The organism is Flavobacterium gelatinilyticum (assembly GCF_027111295.1).
Classification (GTDB): domain Bacteria; phylum Bacteroidota; class Bacteroidia; order Flavobacteriales; family Flavobacteriaceae; genus Flavobacterium; species Flavobacterium gelatinilyticum.
Genome location: NZ_CP114287.1, coordinates 683,920 through 699,927, shown reverse-complemented (window position 1 = coordinate 699,927; position 16,008 = coordinate 683,920). Strand labels below are relative to the sequence as shown.

Here is a 16,008-nt window from a genome sequence, read left to right as displayed (position 1 = left end):
CGTTAAAACTTGTAACTGTACCCAAAACGAACGACTTGTGTTTCATAATAATCCTTGCTTGTATAGTGAAATCCTTCGCCTTGAATTTCTTTTTTGATTACCAGCGTATTGAAAATATCTGTGGCATTTAGAAAGATTTCGCCTTTTCCTTTTTGAACCATCTTTTTTACACCCAAATCTGTAGAAAAGCGCGAATCTATTTTTCCCTGCGGAATTATATCAGGTGCGAGATATACCATAGAAACCTGCCCGGAAAGTGTTTTATTGAACAAAAAGGTATTGTTCCATTTTACATTTCCCGAAGTTATTTCCTGAAGACTGCCCGTATAAGTTGATGGAACAGGATATAAATTGGTGACCGTAAAGGCGTCTATTGTATTTTTATATATATATCCATTGATGTTGAAAGAATACCACGAATTGATTTCTTTTGCGTACACAATTTCGGCACCAAAAGAAGAACTTTCCAGAGCATTTTGAAATACATTATAAATGATTGAACTGCCGGGAACTGTAGTCGCAATTCTGGTAATAGTTCCATTGATAACACGGTAATACAAAGAGGCTAAAAAATAGCCTTTGTTAAAATCGGTTTTATAACCTGCTTCAAACGCACTTGTATATTGCGGGCGCAGGGCAGGGTTTCCTACTTTAATAATTTCGGCATCATCGTATTTTGGAAAAATACGAATATCGACTTCATTTGGCCTGTCGACACGGCGGTTATAAAAAGCGGTGAATTTGTTTTTATCATCAATTTTATAAGCCAGTTTAACACTTGGGAAAGGTTCTGTATAATTATATCCGTTGCTTTTATAAGTAGGATGATTTGGATTTACATCGTACTTAAGATCAACATATTCATAACGAAGCCCTAATTCTGCTTCAATTCTTTCACTTTCATAAATATAACTTCCGTAAACAGCCGGAATGATTTCTTTATAAGTGGCCCAGCCTCCGGCATTTGCATCTATTGGAGAATTTTCTCCCGGAAAAAACTGCATATTGGTCGGAATCTCTCTGTTTCTAAATTTAATTCCGGTTTCAAAACGTCCGTATTTTAATGGTTGTACATAATCTAAATTAAGGTCGATTACTTTTTCATCCGAAAGCAGTTTAAAAGCATCGCGGCCCGTAGATGCCGGCAGAATATTATCAAAGAAATATTTTTCATCTTCCTGATGATACGTATAATTAATTCCTGCATTTAATTTACGGCCAGCCTGTTTGAATTTATGCTGATAAGAACCGCTTACCATAACGGTTGTTTTAAGCTCGTCTTCTAAAAACTGCCACAAACGCAAACGCTCCGTATTATCCTGATTAAAAAAGGGTTCGTCTCCGTGATCGATAATTTTTTCACGGCCGTAAAGCCCGGAAAAAGAAAAAGTATTTCGGTCATTATAATTCCAGTCAATTCCGGTTTTAAGCGTAGTAAAATGTGTATCCCGATTTCGCTTTGTCTGCTGATTAATTACGTTGCCGTCATCATAAGTTCTGGTAACAAATTCATTTTTGTTAAGCGTTTCTGCATAGAGATAATCGGCTTGTAAATAAGCATTTATTTTATCTTTTCTGTAGTTTAGCGAAAGGCTCGGATTAATTTTAGGCGTCACTTTATATTGAGGTCTTATCGTTGGCAGATTCGCCTGACGCTCCCATAAAGCTCCGTATCCCGAACTAATTCCTATTTTTCCGTTTAAGCCGTCTTGTTTGTTTTTTTTGTAAATAATATTGATGATTCCGGCATTTCCGTTGGCATCATATTTAGAAGATGGATTGTTTATAATTTCAATTTTTTCGATAGCAGAAGCCGGAATATTATCGAGTCCGGACTGATTTCCAAATCCGGTCAAAGCGGTTTGTTTACCGTCGATTAAAATGGTTACTTTATCATTTCCTCTTAATTGTACTTTTCCGTTTTGAACGGTAACTCCGGGTAAATTTTGCATGGATTGCAAAACAGAACCTCCGCTTTGCGTAATATTATCGGCAACAGCAAAAACTTTTTTATCTAATGTTACGGGGTTTTGCTGTGTTTTTGAGCTGACAACAACTTCGGATAACGTATTGATATCTTCCTGAATTTCAATGTTTCCAAGATCTAAATAATCAGAAAGACTGCCCACAAACAAGGTTTGGGATTTGGTTTTAAAACCAACAACGCTTACTTCTAAAATGTAATTTCCTGAATTTACGGCTGCAATTGTAAAACGTCCGTCTTCACCGCTTACGGTGCCAAAGAAAATTTTAGAATCTTTTGAAGATTTTAAAACCACATTAGCATAAGGTATTACAGTTTTAGAATTACTGTCTTTTACAATTCCGGAAATGGTTACCGATTTTTTTTGGGCGGATAACTGCAGTACTATTATCAACAGAAAAGATAACAGTAGTATTGTTTTTGATTTCATTTGTACTATTTAAAAAAAGAATAGTACAAAGCTCATAACCGATTCTGTAGGAAGTTTGAATTTTTAAAATTTCACCTCGAAAATATGCAGATTCTCATTAAAATAATATTGAATTTCCCAGTGATTGATTTCGCATATCTTTTTAATGATCGCCAATCCGAGTCCATTTCCCTGCGAAGAAGGATTTACTTTTGAAAAACGGTTGAAAATATTTTCTGCTGCCAAGGCTGTTTCCTGTCCTGTGTTTGTGAATCGAAGTGCATTGTTTTCTATTTGAATTTCTATCCTGCCATCCTTTTTATTATGACGAATAGCATTTAGAAATAAATTATTTAATAACACTTCTGCCAATGCTGCATTTCCCTGAACACTTAAAGCATCTTTAAATTCAGTTTGAATAGTCAGGTTTTTAGCTTTGGCCTGCTCTGTAAAAAAGTCAAGATGTTTCTCAAAATACTCATTTAAACTAATGGTGTTTTTTTCGAGATAACTTTCATTATCAATTTTAGAAAGCAATAAAAGATTTTTATTCAGTCTGTTGAGTCTTGATACATCTTTGTTTAGAGAACCAACTAAAGTCGATTGTTCTTCATTTAATTCTAATTGCTGGAGAATGTCTATTTTGGTTTGGAATAAAGCCAATGGAGTCTGAAGTTCATGTGCTGCATTTTCTACAAATTCGCGCTGGCTTTTGTAAATGGCTGTATTTTTTTCGATTAAACTTTCGAGACTTTTATTTAAACGCGCAAATTCGTCAATATCGGTTGGAATAAAATGTGGCGGATTACTTTTATCAATTTCAAAATCTTCTATCTGGCTTAATGTATTGTAAAAAGGTTTCCAGATTATTTTTGCTGATCTTTTTGAAATCCAGATTATTCCGGTAAGTAAAATGATGATGATGAACAGGAACATAACGGCCACACTAAAAACCATTCCTTCCATTTCAACCAGATTTCGCTTTTCTATATAGGTGTATCTTTTTCCGTTGATATCAACCGGAGCATACAATATTCTAAACGGTTCTTTTTCATTGGCTAAAGCTTCAAATATCATTTTACCCACAATGGAATCTTTCGTTACACCCATATCTTTAACAATAGATATATTAGGATTGTATTTGTTCCAGGCGGCGATATCATTAGCAGTGTAATTGTTGTGGCTTTCGTTTATAAAAGCGCCTTTATGAAAAAGCAGTACTTCATCGGTTTCATAAACATACAGCCACTGACAGATATAATAAAATACCGGTGCAGCTATCAATAATATGATAACGGCATATAAAAGAAAGCTGTTTGTTGTTTTGCGAAGTAGTTTTTTGTTATTCATTTTCCCATTTATAACCCAAACCATACACTGTTTTGATATAATCGCCACTTCCGGCTTGTGTGAGTTTCTTTTTTAGATTTTTAATATGAGCATATATAAAATCATGATTGTCAAGCATATCTGCCATATCGCCAGAAAGATGTTCTGCAATCGAGGATTTAGATAATACCTTATTTTCGTTGCCAATTAAAAAGAGGAGTAAATCCAGTTCTTTTTTTGTAATATCCAGTTTTATATCATTTACAAAGACTGTCTTTGAGAAAATTTCGATGACAATTTCATTGAATGTAATGCTGTTGCTTCCTTTAAAATTCTTGCGGCGAATAAGCGCCTGCATTCTCACCAAAAGTTCAGCAAGATGAAAAGGTTTGGTAAGATAATCATCTGCGCCGAGATTAAATCCTTCCAAACGTGTTTCAAGGTTTTCTTTTGCCGAAATTATGATAACGCCTTCTGTTTTATTCTTCGCTTTTAGCTCTTTTAATATATCAAATCCGTCACCATCAGGCAGCATTAAATCCAGCAGAATACAATCGTAATCATAGCTGTCGATTTTGCTGAGTGCCAAATCGTAATTTTCGGCTGTTTCGCATTGAACGCCATTTGTTTTAAAGTACTCTTTGATGCTTTGTGCAATTTCTTGCTCATCTTCAATAATAAGAATTTTCATGTCGCAATTTACAAATGAATTTTGAAGAAAATCTGAATATTAGTATCGCGTAAGCTTAAAATGTTTTGAAATAGCAGATTGTCAAATTTTTACCATCGTAAGATGGAGCTATAAAAGACATCGATTTTTTGTGTTCGCCATGCCATAATTTTCTTGTAATATAGGGATTTACCCAATACGCAATTTTGGTACTCAAAATTCCAATTCCTGCACCTGCGGCAACATCTGTAAGCCAGTGTCTGTTATTGTACATGCGAAATATTCCGGTTCCTGCGGCAACTGCATAACCCGCAACGCCGTACCATATTGATTTGTCTTTATATTCCTGATATAAAAATTCTGCGCCTGCAAAAGCAATAGCGGTATGACCTGAAGGAAATGAATTGTTTGAAGTTCCATCAGGACGTTCCACATTACTGAGTGATTTTAAAGCAAAAACAGTTCCCACATTTATAATTGTTGAAGTGATTAAAATTACAGAACGGTCACGCATATTATTTTTTCCTTCAACCCCAAACGCATTAAGTGCATAAACTGAAACAGCAGGAGCATATCTCGAAAAATCATCTATCGAAATCTTACAATCAATATCTTCTGTAAATTCATCACGTATTTGATTGTTGAAACTTTTTATCTGTCCGCTTTCATTTCCCCAAAAACCATATCCAATTAAAATTCCGGGAATAATAAGCTGTTTGTAATTGAAACGAATGTTTTTTACGGTATCAGTTATTATAGAATGCTTTGGAACAGTATTTTGCCCAAAGACGGAACAAGTCAAAAATTGTAAAATAACTATAATGATTATTTTTTTCATAAAATGATTTGTTCTTATTGTTGTAAAATAGCTTGATTGTTATTAAAGGTATCATATTTTTAACTTACTTAAACTTAATCAGAAAATTGATTAAAGAGTAACAAGTTTTATATAAATTACTATACTTTATTTAATATGTTAGCAATCCGTTTTACTATAAAGAAATAATAAAAACCATTACTTTTACAAAAGGACAAACTCTTCCTGTCAAAGGATTTTGTTTACTTATCCTTTATGATGATCACCACTTTTTTGCATCAAATGAGTTTAAGCGTTACTCTTTAGGAACAAAAAATAAAAATTTAAAATATAATGCTCACGGCTCACTAACGCTGTATGTGCAAAACTCCAAACCAGATAGTGATAAAATCGACAATTGGCTTTCCGCTCGAAAAGGCACTTTTTCTTTATATGTACGGTGTTATTGGCCTGAAGAAAAACTTTAAAAGATGAGTGGAGTCCAGCTGCAGTTATCAAAACTCAATTTATTTGTTTCTAACAATAAAACGAAATAAAAGGGTGGTAACAAAGGAAGTAAAAACAAAAAATTCGATAATATATTGATTAATATTTTTTTTTAATAAAAAAGGCGCCAATTGTCTTCAATTGGCGCCTTTTGGCTCTTTGTGACGGGGACAGGACAAATTACGACATCATTTTTGGATGATTTGAAGAAATTGGCTTTCTATATGTAGTGTCTGTCTTCCATTGGCTATGTAAATTTGGTTTAGATGTCCTGTTGGGGATTGATGTAAAAAATTATAAAAACTCAACTGGTTCATACCAGTAAACTAACATACAATTCTACAAATATTATGGAGGATTTGTAAAGATTGTTTTAAGTTGTGGCATGATTGTCTTTCTTTGGCTGTATGAATTTCTGTTTTGGATTTAGAGCTATGAACCAATTTTTTACCTCAGTAGGAAAACAATCAATATCAAGATTTACAATTCATAATTTCTCTGAAACTGGAAATACGTTTCGAGATGTTTTTAGGAGGCCAGCAGATTAAATTAGTCACTAGTATTGTAATAAATTGATGCAGTCCGGTTCAAATAATGGACAATCAAATTAATTGGTGATTTGTTAAAATTACGCTACCTTTCCATTTGAAATCAAATACTACAAAGAGTGCAGTTGGACAGCAGGGGATCTCAACATCCGTTTTTAAGTAATATTGGAGAATTAGGTTCTCTTATCAGTGAGTTTAACTGGTCTGAAACTTCTTTAGGTGCGCCGGAGAAATGGCCGCCGCAGCTGGAGACATCACTGGCAATTATGCTCGGTTCAGGAGTTCCGATGTTTCTGATATGGGGAAAAGAAAGGTTCTTTTTCTACAATGATTCTTTCAGCGCTTTCTTTTCTGATAACGGCATAAAAACATCGACTTTTGAAACCCGCTTTAAAGATGCAATGCCTTTTGGATGGGAAACAATATCAGATATCATTGAACAGGTTATAAATCAAAAAGCAATTAGATTAGAGTCTAATATTATAACTGCTGTAAGCAGAAATAACAGCCTGCAGGAAATTTATCTTACTGTCGCATGCAGCGCAGTTTTCGGCCAGAGCGGGAATAGGGAAGGAGTCTTTGGCACCTGCATAGAAAATTCAGCTGTTATTCCCAATGTAATAGAATCAGGTTCTGTAAGAACACAGCTTAACAATGTACTTAAACAGTCTCAGGCCGGAATTGCACAGGCCAATATAGAAGGACGAGTGACGGAAGTTAATGACCGATACTGCGAGATGCTTGGCTACAGCCGGGAGGAAATAGTACAGATGAATCTTGGAGATCTGACACATCCTGATGACCTGCAGCGCAATATGATACTTCTTGAGGCCTGCATCAGGGACGGAAAAGATTTTATGATTACCAAACGCTATGTAAAACGTGACGGTTCAATACTATGGGTAAACAATAGCGTCTCTGTTGTAAGCGATGCAGCAGGCAGTAAATATATCACTGCCATCGCAGTGGATATAACACTTGAAAAAGAAAAAGAGGAGCAGCTGGAAGAAGGAGAATTTCGTTTTCGGACACTTATTGAAAAAGCACCTGTGGGCACTGCATTATTCAGGGGAAGAGAGTTTTACATTGAACTGGCCAATCAGGCAGTCCTGCAGTATTGGGGAAAAGAAAATGATATTATCGGCAGAAAATTAAAAGATGTTTTTTCTGACATAAGAGATTATGATTTATATGACAGGCTCAATGAAGTTTATCTGACTGGAAAAGAATACAAAGCTACAGCAGCCAGAATAAAAAATGTAAAATCAGAAAAAGAACAGTATTTCGATTATTCCCTGACACCTCTTTTTGATAAGACCGGCGCCGTTTATGCCGTTCTTGCTATGTATTCGGATGTAACACCTGCAGTGAAAGCACAGCAGCAGGCTTCAGAGAGCCACAACGAGCTCGCTGTTATGTTTGAGCAGTCTCCCGTCGGTATTGCCACGATAGGAATAGGAGATGATCTGGTTTTTATAAGCGCCAATACTTTTTACGGCGAACTGGTAGGCCGCAAAGCTGAAGATATTATCGGCAAACCCCTTCTTGAGGCACTTCCGGAGCTCAAGGGGCAGGGTTTTGATGATCTGCTGAGGGAAGTAATCCGTACCGGTAATGCTTTTATTGCTAAGGAAGTGGAGGTTGAATTGCTTAGAAATGAAAAGCTGGAGCATATTTATGTGGATCTGACCTATCAGATTAATCGGAATGCTGCAGGTAAACCAGCTGTTATACTGGTAGTTGCAACTGATGTAACCAGACAGGTATTGAGCCGCAGAGAAGTGGAAGAAAGTGAAACAAAACTAAAAAACCTCATTGCGGCGGCACCGGCAGGCATTGGCCTGTTTACCGGCCGCGACCTGATTATAGAATATCCTAACCAGACATTTATAGATATAGTGGGCAAAGGCCCTGATATTTTAGGACTGCCGTTAAGAGAAGCCATGCCTGAACTTATTTCTGAGGGCCAGGCTTACCTTAAAATTCTTGATGATGTCTTTACAACCGGAATTCCTTTTATTTCTCCTGCTTCACTGGTGAAAATAATGCAGAATGGAGTGCTGAATAATAACTATTACAATATTTCCTATACACCGCTGCGAAACAAATCAGGAGAAATTTATGCTATTTTAGATATTGCCATTGATGTGACGGCGCAGGTCATCGCGCAAAAAGCAATGCAGGAAAGTGAAGCCCACCTGCAGTTACTGCGCGATACAGTCCCGGCCATGATTTTCTATCTAGATAAGGAACAGCGCTACCAGAGTTATAACAGGGTTTTTATGGATTGGTTTTCTGTAGACGCGAGTGAAGCCATAGGAAAAAGCGTAAGAGAATTTCTGGGAGAAGCTGCGTACGCAAAAACACTTCCCCATCTTGAAATTGCTTACGGCGGAGATCAGGAGAAATATGAAATGTTTGCGCCCTCACGCATGGGAATCACCAGATGGCTGAGCATTGTATATACGCCACATAAAAATAATGATGGGGAGGTAATAGGAGTAATTGTTCATGCAACGGATGTTACGCAGAGTAAACTGACAGAAATAGCCCTTAAGGAAAGCGAATCCAAGCTTCGCACTGTTTTAGATGCTGCCCCTGTTGCGATAAGCGTATTTGCGGGCAGGGATTTAGTCATTGAAAATCCTAATGATCGTTTTATGGCTGTCATTAATAAGGGAAGTTCTATAATAGGACAGCCTCTTAAGGCAGTGCTGAAATCCAGCAATTCGGAGAATTTCCTAAAATCGGCACAGGAGGTATTTCGCTCAGGAAAAAGTTTTTATGCCGGCGGCATGCCTGGAATTAATACCGAAGAAAGAGAAATCCGTTATCATAATATCAGCCTGACTCCTCTAAACGATGAGAGGGGAGAAGTTTATGCTGTGCTTTATGTCGGTTCGGATGTCACAGATGAAATTGTTTCAATAAAAAAAGCGGAACAGGCAGAGTCTGCTCTCCGCTCTGCAGTAGAAGTGGCGCAGCTCGGAACATGGTCACTGGACATATCTTCGGGAATTACCACAGTATCAGAGCGTCACGCTTCCATGTTCGGATTAAAGGCAGCCCAAATGCCGTCATCGGAAATACGCGCACTGATAAAACCTTCAGACTATGACCGGGTGACTGAGGCATTTTTTGCAGCCCAGAAACCAGGTTCAGAAGGCAGATATGAGGCTGAATACAGAATTATACACGGCATTACGGGACAGGAAAAGGTTATTCATGCAGTGGGACAGACTTATTTTGATCTGGATGGGAAGCCGTCGGTGATTCAGGGGACTGCTCAGGATATTACGATCCACAGGGAACTTCAGCTTGCCCTTGAAAGTGAAGTGGAGCTCAGGACAAAAGAACTTGCGGCAGTGCTGAAAGAGTTGCAGTCTTCCAATGCTGATTTAGAACAGTCCAATGATGCCCTTAAGCATTCCAATCAGGAGCTGGCGCAGTTTGCATATGTGGCAAGCCATGATCTTCAGGAACCGCTTCGGAAAATTCAGATTTTTGCAGGCCTGCTTCAGGAGAATCACCCTGGTAAAGATCCTAAGATAATGATTGAAAAAATAACTTTTTCTGCAGCCAGGATGAGCCAGCTCATTACTGATCTTCTTGCTTTCTCAAGACTGATACAGCCTCAAAAGAGCCAGCAGGCGATTGATCTGAATGAAGTTATCAAAAATATCTGGATTGACTTTGAGCTGGCTGTTGAGGAAAAAAATGCTTCAATTGAAGCTGGAAAGCTGCCGGTTGTAAAAGCTGTCGGTCTTCAGATGAATCAGCTTTTTTATAATCTGGTCGGCAATTCGCTGAAATTTACCAGAGATGATATTGCGCCGAAAATTACAATAAGCGCTGTTCTGGTACCGCATGATTATGCGGCCCAGTTTACAGATTCTCCCCTTGTTGAAGGAGAGTATCATCACATTTTGTTCAGTGATAACGGAATTGGATTTGAAAAAGGCTATGAGAAGCAGATTTTTGAAATCTTCAAACGGCTGCACGAACAGAATATTTTTCCCGGCAGCGGCATCGGACTGGCGCTGTGCAGGAGAATTGTCAACAATCATCATGGGTTAATGTATGCAGAATCAGAATATGGAAAGGGAACCACATTTCATATTTTTCTTCCTGCATCTTAAAGCATTATGCAAACCTGTTGCAGCAATAATGCGTATATTATAAAGAGCTGCTCTCTGCCGAACCGAAAGGTTAAAGAAAAAACACTTATGTTATATAAAAATATACTTCTGGTTGATGATGATCCCGATGACGCTGAAATATTTATGGAGGCTGTCGGTTTTGTCAATGAAAAAATAATAATGCGCCACATTGATAATCCTGTAAAGGCATTGCAGGAACTGGAAACTTTAGAAAATCTTCCCGACCTGATATTTTTAGATTACAATATGCCGTTAATGAATGGCAAAGACTTCCTGCAGCAGATGAAAAGTAAAGAGAAATTGAGAAGCATTCCGGTAATATTAATTTCAACTCCTTCTGAAGAATTTGTTTTCGATCTTCTGGAAAAGAGAGAGATTATCCGGTATATGAGCAAACCCAGCAGTTATAATGAACTGGTCAGAATGCTTAAGGAATTAATATTATAGTTTAATGCTGCCGGGTTTTCAAGAAAAAAATGACTTTATTGCAGTAAAAATTTTTATAAATCAGCAAGCCGGCAATATTAAGATAAAACAGCAGTAATTATCAGCAAACCGTTACAGGGGTCAGGCTTGTCTTCCAGTATTCCATTATATTTTGTATCATTAACCTGTAAGCCGGAAAATTTTCTTCTTTGCTAAAATAGCCCTGTACATTATAAGCGTAGGCTTTTGTTACGTTTTCAGGATTTTTCGAAGTGGAAAGAAAAATGTACGGCACGCATTTTTCACTTATATCATCATTAGCTAGAATCTGGCTTCGTAATTGAAAACCGTCAATTTTCGGCATATTGATATCAGAAAGAATGAGAAAAGGATTTATATCTGGAGAAGATAAATAGGGAATAGCCAGAGTAGGATCTTCGATAAAAACTACTTTGTTCGGATACCCCAGACTCTCAAATATGTCTTTAAGAAAATTTCTGTCATCTTCATCATCCTCAATTATAATTATTTCGCCGTTTCTTCTCATAAGGCAAAGTTACATATTTTTTCCGCATTTATTTTTTTAGATTTGAAAGAAACTTATAATGGGAATAACCCAATTTTTGCCTTAGTTAAGCAGTAATTAACAATTGAATTTATGAAAAATCAATTCTTAGATTTATTTCATGCCAATATTGGCTGATAAAAATTTAGGTCTCTATAATACAATTCGACAAATATTAGAAAGGATTTAAAAACATTGTTTTGCTTTAATGCAGAGTTGTCTTTCTTTGGTTCTATGAAGGAGTTGTTCCCGCTATGCATTCCACCCGAGCGTCAGTGAACTGGCGAAGCAGTCCTTTGTGCCCAGCCCCGTGTAAATTTTATAATATTATTTTTCAGGAGCTATTCCCGCTATGCGTTGCAATCTTTTGCGCCGAACTCCGGCACAAAAGGATTTCCACTGCTATCGGGGCTACAGCTGCCGGATAGCCCTGTTTTCTCTTTGAAGAACTGCGTATTGGAAGCCAATTGTTGTGTTTTAGCAAATAGTCTATTTTTTTAGAGAAAAAAATAAGGACATTAAAAAGTCATAATTTCTCCATTCTGGGTGTTCGAATCCTGTTAAGTAATCGAAGGAAAAATTTAAAAAAACATCTAATTTTTTTTATAAAAAATCTATAGCAGCTGTTTTTTTGTTTTAACGTGATTCTAAAAAAAAGAAAATAAAACAAAAAAATGATTCAAAGTTAGTTTATCTACCAATGTAAATAAAAAAATGGCGCCAATTATCTTCAATTGGCGCCATTTGGCTTTGTGACCCTTACTGAACAATTTACAAACCATTTTATGAATGATTTAAAGAAATTGGCTTACTTTCAAGTGAATTTGTAAGATAATTATTTTGATTTTTTATTTGGAAGCGGTTTGTATGTATTGTAAGGGTTAAAAGTTAAAAAATGTTAAAACATCTATATATTTATATTTATTAAGATATAAAGGTTTAGAAAAAATTTTTGACAATAAAATTTATTACTTCCTGAAGAAAGTGAGCCAGTTTTTAGTAAAATTATATAATAATTCGTAGATTATTCAAATTAAAATTTGGTAAGGATACTAGTGTTTTCATATTGCTTTAATCCAATCAGAAAGTAATTGAATTGGACATTTAATTTGCCTATTTTCTGGAAGATAAAAAATATTTAATTAACTCATTAAATGTCGTTCGATTGAGGTTAAAAATTGATTTATTTCTATAAAATACTATACAATTCTACAACTATTATCGAGGATTTTGAAAGAATGTTTTAAGTTAAGGTAAAATTGTCTTTCTATGGCTCTATAAATTACAATCTTGTATTTAAATAAATCTTTTTCATTTTTTTATGGTTTGATAAGTCTTCCCGATATTTTGTGTACATATGTGTAGTTGAATGGTTTGCTGAACTTATTTAATATTCTCATTAACATTTTGTGGCATGATAGTACCAAGTCCAGAGCAAAAATTGCCATGACTTGACATAAGCAAAAACGATACTTGGACGAGAAGCTCTAGTTAATGTTGTTGATTTTTATACTTGTGCATAAAAGTTAATGTATTTTAAAAAAAATATTGTAGCTTTAAACTGTATAATAATTTGAAATTGTTTATTTTTTAGTAGATTATGTAAGGTTTCGGCAATTCCAGATTTTAAGCACGATAATATTCAGGAACAGATTTTGTATCAACGAGGAATAGAATCTGCCATTTGGTGCATGCTGGCAGTACATTTTCAACTAGCGGTTGATGCTTTTGCTAAAATCAACTGCACCTGAATCCGGCGAATCAAATTGAATTCCAACGGACCCTAAAGGGAAATTTAAAATTTTAGCCCGCTTTTAAGGCCCAACTCCAAAGCTGTATGATCAGAGGTGGAAACTAAATGACGTAGAAAAAATTAAATAAGCTATAGTTATTTTTTAAATTTTAAAAGATGAAAAACAAATTGATTTTAATCATTGTACTTCTTGCAATGACAGCGTGCAATCAGAATAAAAGTGATAAAAATGGAACATTATCTTCTGCAGAAACTGATGCTGATGTTTCAGGCAAATTTTCGGATTCAGTACCGAATGGCCCCGATGTAAATGTAAAGATTACAGAATCTTATGCAAGACAGGTCGCAAGAGATGCCTATTTCTGGGCTTGGCCAATGGAAAACATTTACAACAGACGTCTTGCGTTCAAGCAGTCACCAAAAGTAGGTCTTATGAATGGCGTACTGCCATTTGCGCCATTAAATTCTTTGGCAATGTTGCATGATTATATTAAGCCTGAACAGCGCTGGGTTGCCTGTCCAAATCAGGATGTGGTTTACGGAGCTGCTATTGCCGCTCTTGATGAGACTCCCGTCGTGATACAGGTTCCGGATTTTGGCAAGCGTTTCTGGGTATATCAGGTGGTGGATCTTCGCACAGATGCTTTTGCCCAGCTTGGGAAGATGTATGGTACAAAACCAGGGTTTTACATGCTGGCGGGGCCTAACTGGAAAGGAGAGGTGCCTAAAGGAATCACTAAAGTATTTTACAGCAAAACAGGCACAGCCTTTATTGTACCTAGAGTTTTTCAGGATGATACGCCCTCAGATAAAAATGCAGTCCAGGCCATAATTAATTCTATTGATGTCTATGCTCTGGATAAATTTGACGGAAAAATGAAACAGCAGGACTGGAGTAGGCTTCCATCCTTAGGTTCGCCGACAAAAGATGGCGGATCTGAAGAAACGAAATGGGTCTTTCCAGATACCTTTTTCGATCAGCTTCCTATTGTATTGAAAGATGCTCCTCCATTGCCCGGCGAGGAAGCTCGTTACGCACAGGTACTGTCGGTGATCGAAGCAGCAAAGAAAGATCCTGCATTGAAAAAAGCGATGATTGATGAAGCCCATAAAGCGGACAAAGAACTGGTTGATCCATTACTGCAATTTCGCAACTGGGGAATACCTCTTCCAGGGAACTGGACCACTGCCGATAACTGTGCTGCTTTTGGAACGGATTATTTCACCCGTACAGCCATAGCAAAATCCAATATACTGGTGAATGCAGGTAAAGAAACAAAGTATTTTTATCAGGATCTCGATTCAAAAGGATCTCGACTGAATGGTTCTAAACAGTATACCCTGACATTTGCAAAAGGTAACCTTCCGCCTGTAGACGGCTTCTGGTCTCTTACACTTTATGACGAGCATCACTTTTTCTATCCCAATGTCATAAAACGCTATTCGGTTGGAACCAAAAACCGGGATTTAAAGTACAATGTCGATGGTTCCCTTACATTGTATGTGCAGCATGCGGAGCCTGAAGGGGACAAAAAAGCCAATTGGCTGCCAAGCCCTGCAGATGATTTCTGTTTATATTTCAGATGCTACGGCCCAAAGCAGTCCGTTATTAAAAATCAATGGACGCCTCCGTCTGTAGTAAAAATTTAATTTCAGTCAAAAAGAGAAAGTAAAGGAAAAAATTATTTTAAGTTGATTATATAGTAAAAATAAATAAAAAATGGCGCCAATTGTCTTCAATTGGCGCCATTTGGCGTTGTGACCTCGACAGGACAAATTACAACATCATTTCTGGATGATTTAAAGAAATTAGCTTACTACATGTAGTGCCTGTCTTTCATTGGCTTTATAAATTTGGTTTGGATGTTCTGTTAGGATTGATGTAAAAATTATAGAAACTAAATTGGTTTATGGCAGTAAACTAATATACAATTCTACAAATATTATGTAGGATTCGAGAAGATTATTGCCATTAAGCCAGAATTGTCTTTATTTGGCTCTATTATCGAACAGGACTATCGTTTTGTCAAATAGCTGATAAAAAACGAATTAGGTTTTAAAAGTTTTTAATCTGCAAAAAGAACTCTAAACGGAATTGAAGTTGTGCATATGCTTCGGAAGAATCAGATGATTAGACCGGGATCTCTATATTTAAATCATTCTGTATGCTGGCGGGTTAACTTTTATATCCCCTAAATTCTTAGATTTGATTTTGATAGATACGACAGAACCTAAAAGTGTCATTTTAATTGATTTTGTTGCATTTGAAAATGAAATTTTAAAAATCATTAAAAAATGAATACTAATCTCGCTTTATGCCTCAATATTATTTTTTAAACACCTTGCTATGATTTTTTGTAAGAAAACTACTAGAGTCTTAAATGCTTTAAAGCTTAAAGCATTAGTTTTTTTATTGCTAAGCAGTTATGTTAAATATTGTTTCATTTTATAATTTGCAACATGAAATTGTTGTTGCAACAGTTTTTTTTTTATCTACTTGTTTACTTTTGTAAGAAATAACGTTATTGTATAAAAAAAATATAATAATTGCTTACTTACTTTAATTGTAGCCTTAACTATATATGATAATGCAAGATATTGCGCAGATGTACTGCAACGTTCTTTAATTCAAAAAATTGCAGCACTGTCATTTAGAAAATTGATTGCGTCGTCTTACATCATATTCTATCTTCTTTCCGCCATCTGAATTTATTCCTATTCGCACTTTTTATTTGCCCGTACTATTAATATGTGCTTTACATGATCTAAGGCTTTATTTTTTTTGCAGTTGTGGTACTTATTTTAATGCCATATAATGAATAACTGCCAAGGAAAATGTCTAGTTAAATTTTCATTGCCCA

General features: G+C 36.1%; 9 protein-coding genes. 4 read left to right on the top strand and 5 right to left on the bottom strand.

From position 1 onward, the window contains the following. Positions 1 to 2: 2 nt before the first annotated feature. The 4 genes from OZP11_RS02925 to OZP11_RS02910 all read right to left on the bottom strand — a co-directional run bounded on the left by OZP11_RS02925 (position 3) and on the right by OZP11_RS02910 (position 5,230). Complete coding sequence (locus OZP11_RS02925) at positions 3 to 2,414, bottom strand: TonB-dependent receptor (protein ID WP_281233727.1); 2,412 nt, start codon at positions 2,412 to 2,414, stop codon at positions 3 to 5. Between the two features lie 63 nt (positions 2,415 to 2,477). Further along, on the bottom strand, positions 2,478 to 3,743 hold the full coding sequence (locus tag OZP11_RS02920; RefSeq protein WP_281233726.1) for a sensor histidine kinase: 1,266 nt from the start codon (positions 3,741 to 3,743) through the stop codon (positions 2,478 to 2,480). Then, a complete protein-coding gene (locus OZP11_RS02915; RefSeq protein ID WP_057119489.1) occupies positions 3,736 to 4,413 on the bottom strand; it encodes a response regulator transcription factor in 678 nt (225 codons plus the stop codon). The genes OZP11_RS02920 and OZP11_RS02915 overlap by 8 nt, the downstream gene beginning before the upstream one ends. 55 nt (positions 4,414 to 4,468) lie before the next feature. After that, the gene (locus OZP11_RS02910) at positions 4,469 to 5,230 is read right to left on the bottom strand and encodes a phosphatase PAP2 family protein (RefSeq protein ID WP_281233725.1); all 762 of its coding nucleotides are present in this window, start codon (positions 5,228 to 5,230) and stop codon (positions 4,469 to 4,471) included. Between the two features lie 164 nt (positions 5,231 to 5,394). Between OZP11_RS02910 and OZP11_RS24905 the strand changes: the two genes are divergently transcribed. From OZP11_RS24905 to OZP11_RS02900, 3 genes are all read left to right on the top strand, one after another. Next, positions 5,395 to 5,676, top strand: a complete 282-nt coding sequence (locus OZP11_RS24905; RefSeq protein WP_432419658.1) for a DUF1214 domain-containing protein — start codon at positions 5,395 to 5,397, stop codon at positions 5,674 to 5,676. Between the two features lie 686 nt (positions 5,677 to 6,362). After that, a complete protein-coding gene (locus OZP11_RS02905; RefSeq protein WP_281233724.1) occupies positions 6,363 to 10,382 on the top strand; it encodes a PAS domain-containing protein in 4,020 nt (1,339 codons plus the stop codon). Positions 10,383 to 10,469: 87 nt separating this feature from the next. Beyond that, positions 10,470 to 10,850: a response regulator gene (locus OZP11_RS02900; RefSeq protein WP_281233723.1), complete on the top strand. Its 381-nt coding sequence runs from the start codon at positions 10,470 to 10,472 to the stop codon at positions 10,848 to 10,850. Positions 10,851 to 10,950: 100 nt separating this feature from the next. Here OZP11_RS02900 and OZP11_RS02895 read toward each other — a convergent pair whose 3' ends face one another. Next, on the bottom strand, positions 10,951 to 11,376 hold the full coding sequence (locus OZP11_RS02895; protein WP_229350971.1) for a response regulator: 426 nt from the start codon (positions 11,374 to 11,376) through the stop codon (positions 10,951 to 10,953). Between the two features lie 1,927 nt (positions 11,377 to 13,303). Here OZP11_RS02895 and OZP11_RS02890 point away from each other — a divergent pair. Beyond that, positions 13,304 to 14,797, top strand: a complete 1,494-nt coding sequence (locus OZP11_RS02890; RefSeq protein WP_113678646.1) for a DUF1254 domain-containing protein — start codon at positions 13,304 to 13,306, stop codon at positions 14,795 to 14,797. Positions 14,798 to 16,008: the final 1,211 nt, after the last annotated feature.

What these genes read in the sequence shown, in the direction of transcription:
- OZP11_RS02925 (WP_281233727.1), bottom strand. Translation starts at nt 2,414, where the DNA reads ATGAAATCAAAAACAATACTACTGTTATCTTTTCTGTTGATAATAGTA.
- OZP11_RS02920 (WP_281233726.1), bottom strand. Translation starts at nt 3,743, where the DNA reads ATGAATAACAAAAAACTACTTCGCAAAACAACAAACAGCTTTCTTTTA.
- OZP11_RS02915 (WP_057119489.1), bottom strand. Translation starts at nt 4,413, where the DNA reads ATGAAAATTCTTATTATTGAAGATGAGCAAGAAATTGCACAAAGCATC.
- OZP11_RS02910 (WP_281233725.1), bottom strand. Translation starts at nt 5,230, where the DNA reads ATGAAAAAAATAATCATTATAGTTATTTTACAATTTTTGACTTGTTCC.
- OZP11_RS02900 (WP_281233723.1), top strand. Translation starts at nt 10,470, where the DNA reads ATGTTATATAAAAATATACTTCTGGTTGATGATGATCCCGATGACGCT.
- OZP11_RS02895 (WP_229350971.1), bottom strand. Translation starts at nt 11,376, where the DNA reads ATGAGAAGAAACGGCGAAATAATTATAATTGAGGATGATGAAGATGAC.
- OZP11_RS02890 (WP_113678646.1), top strand. Translation starts at nt 13,304, where the DNA reads ATGAAAAACAAATTGATTTTAATCATTGTACTTCTTGCAATGACAGCG.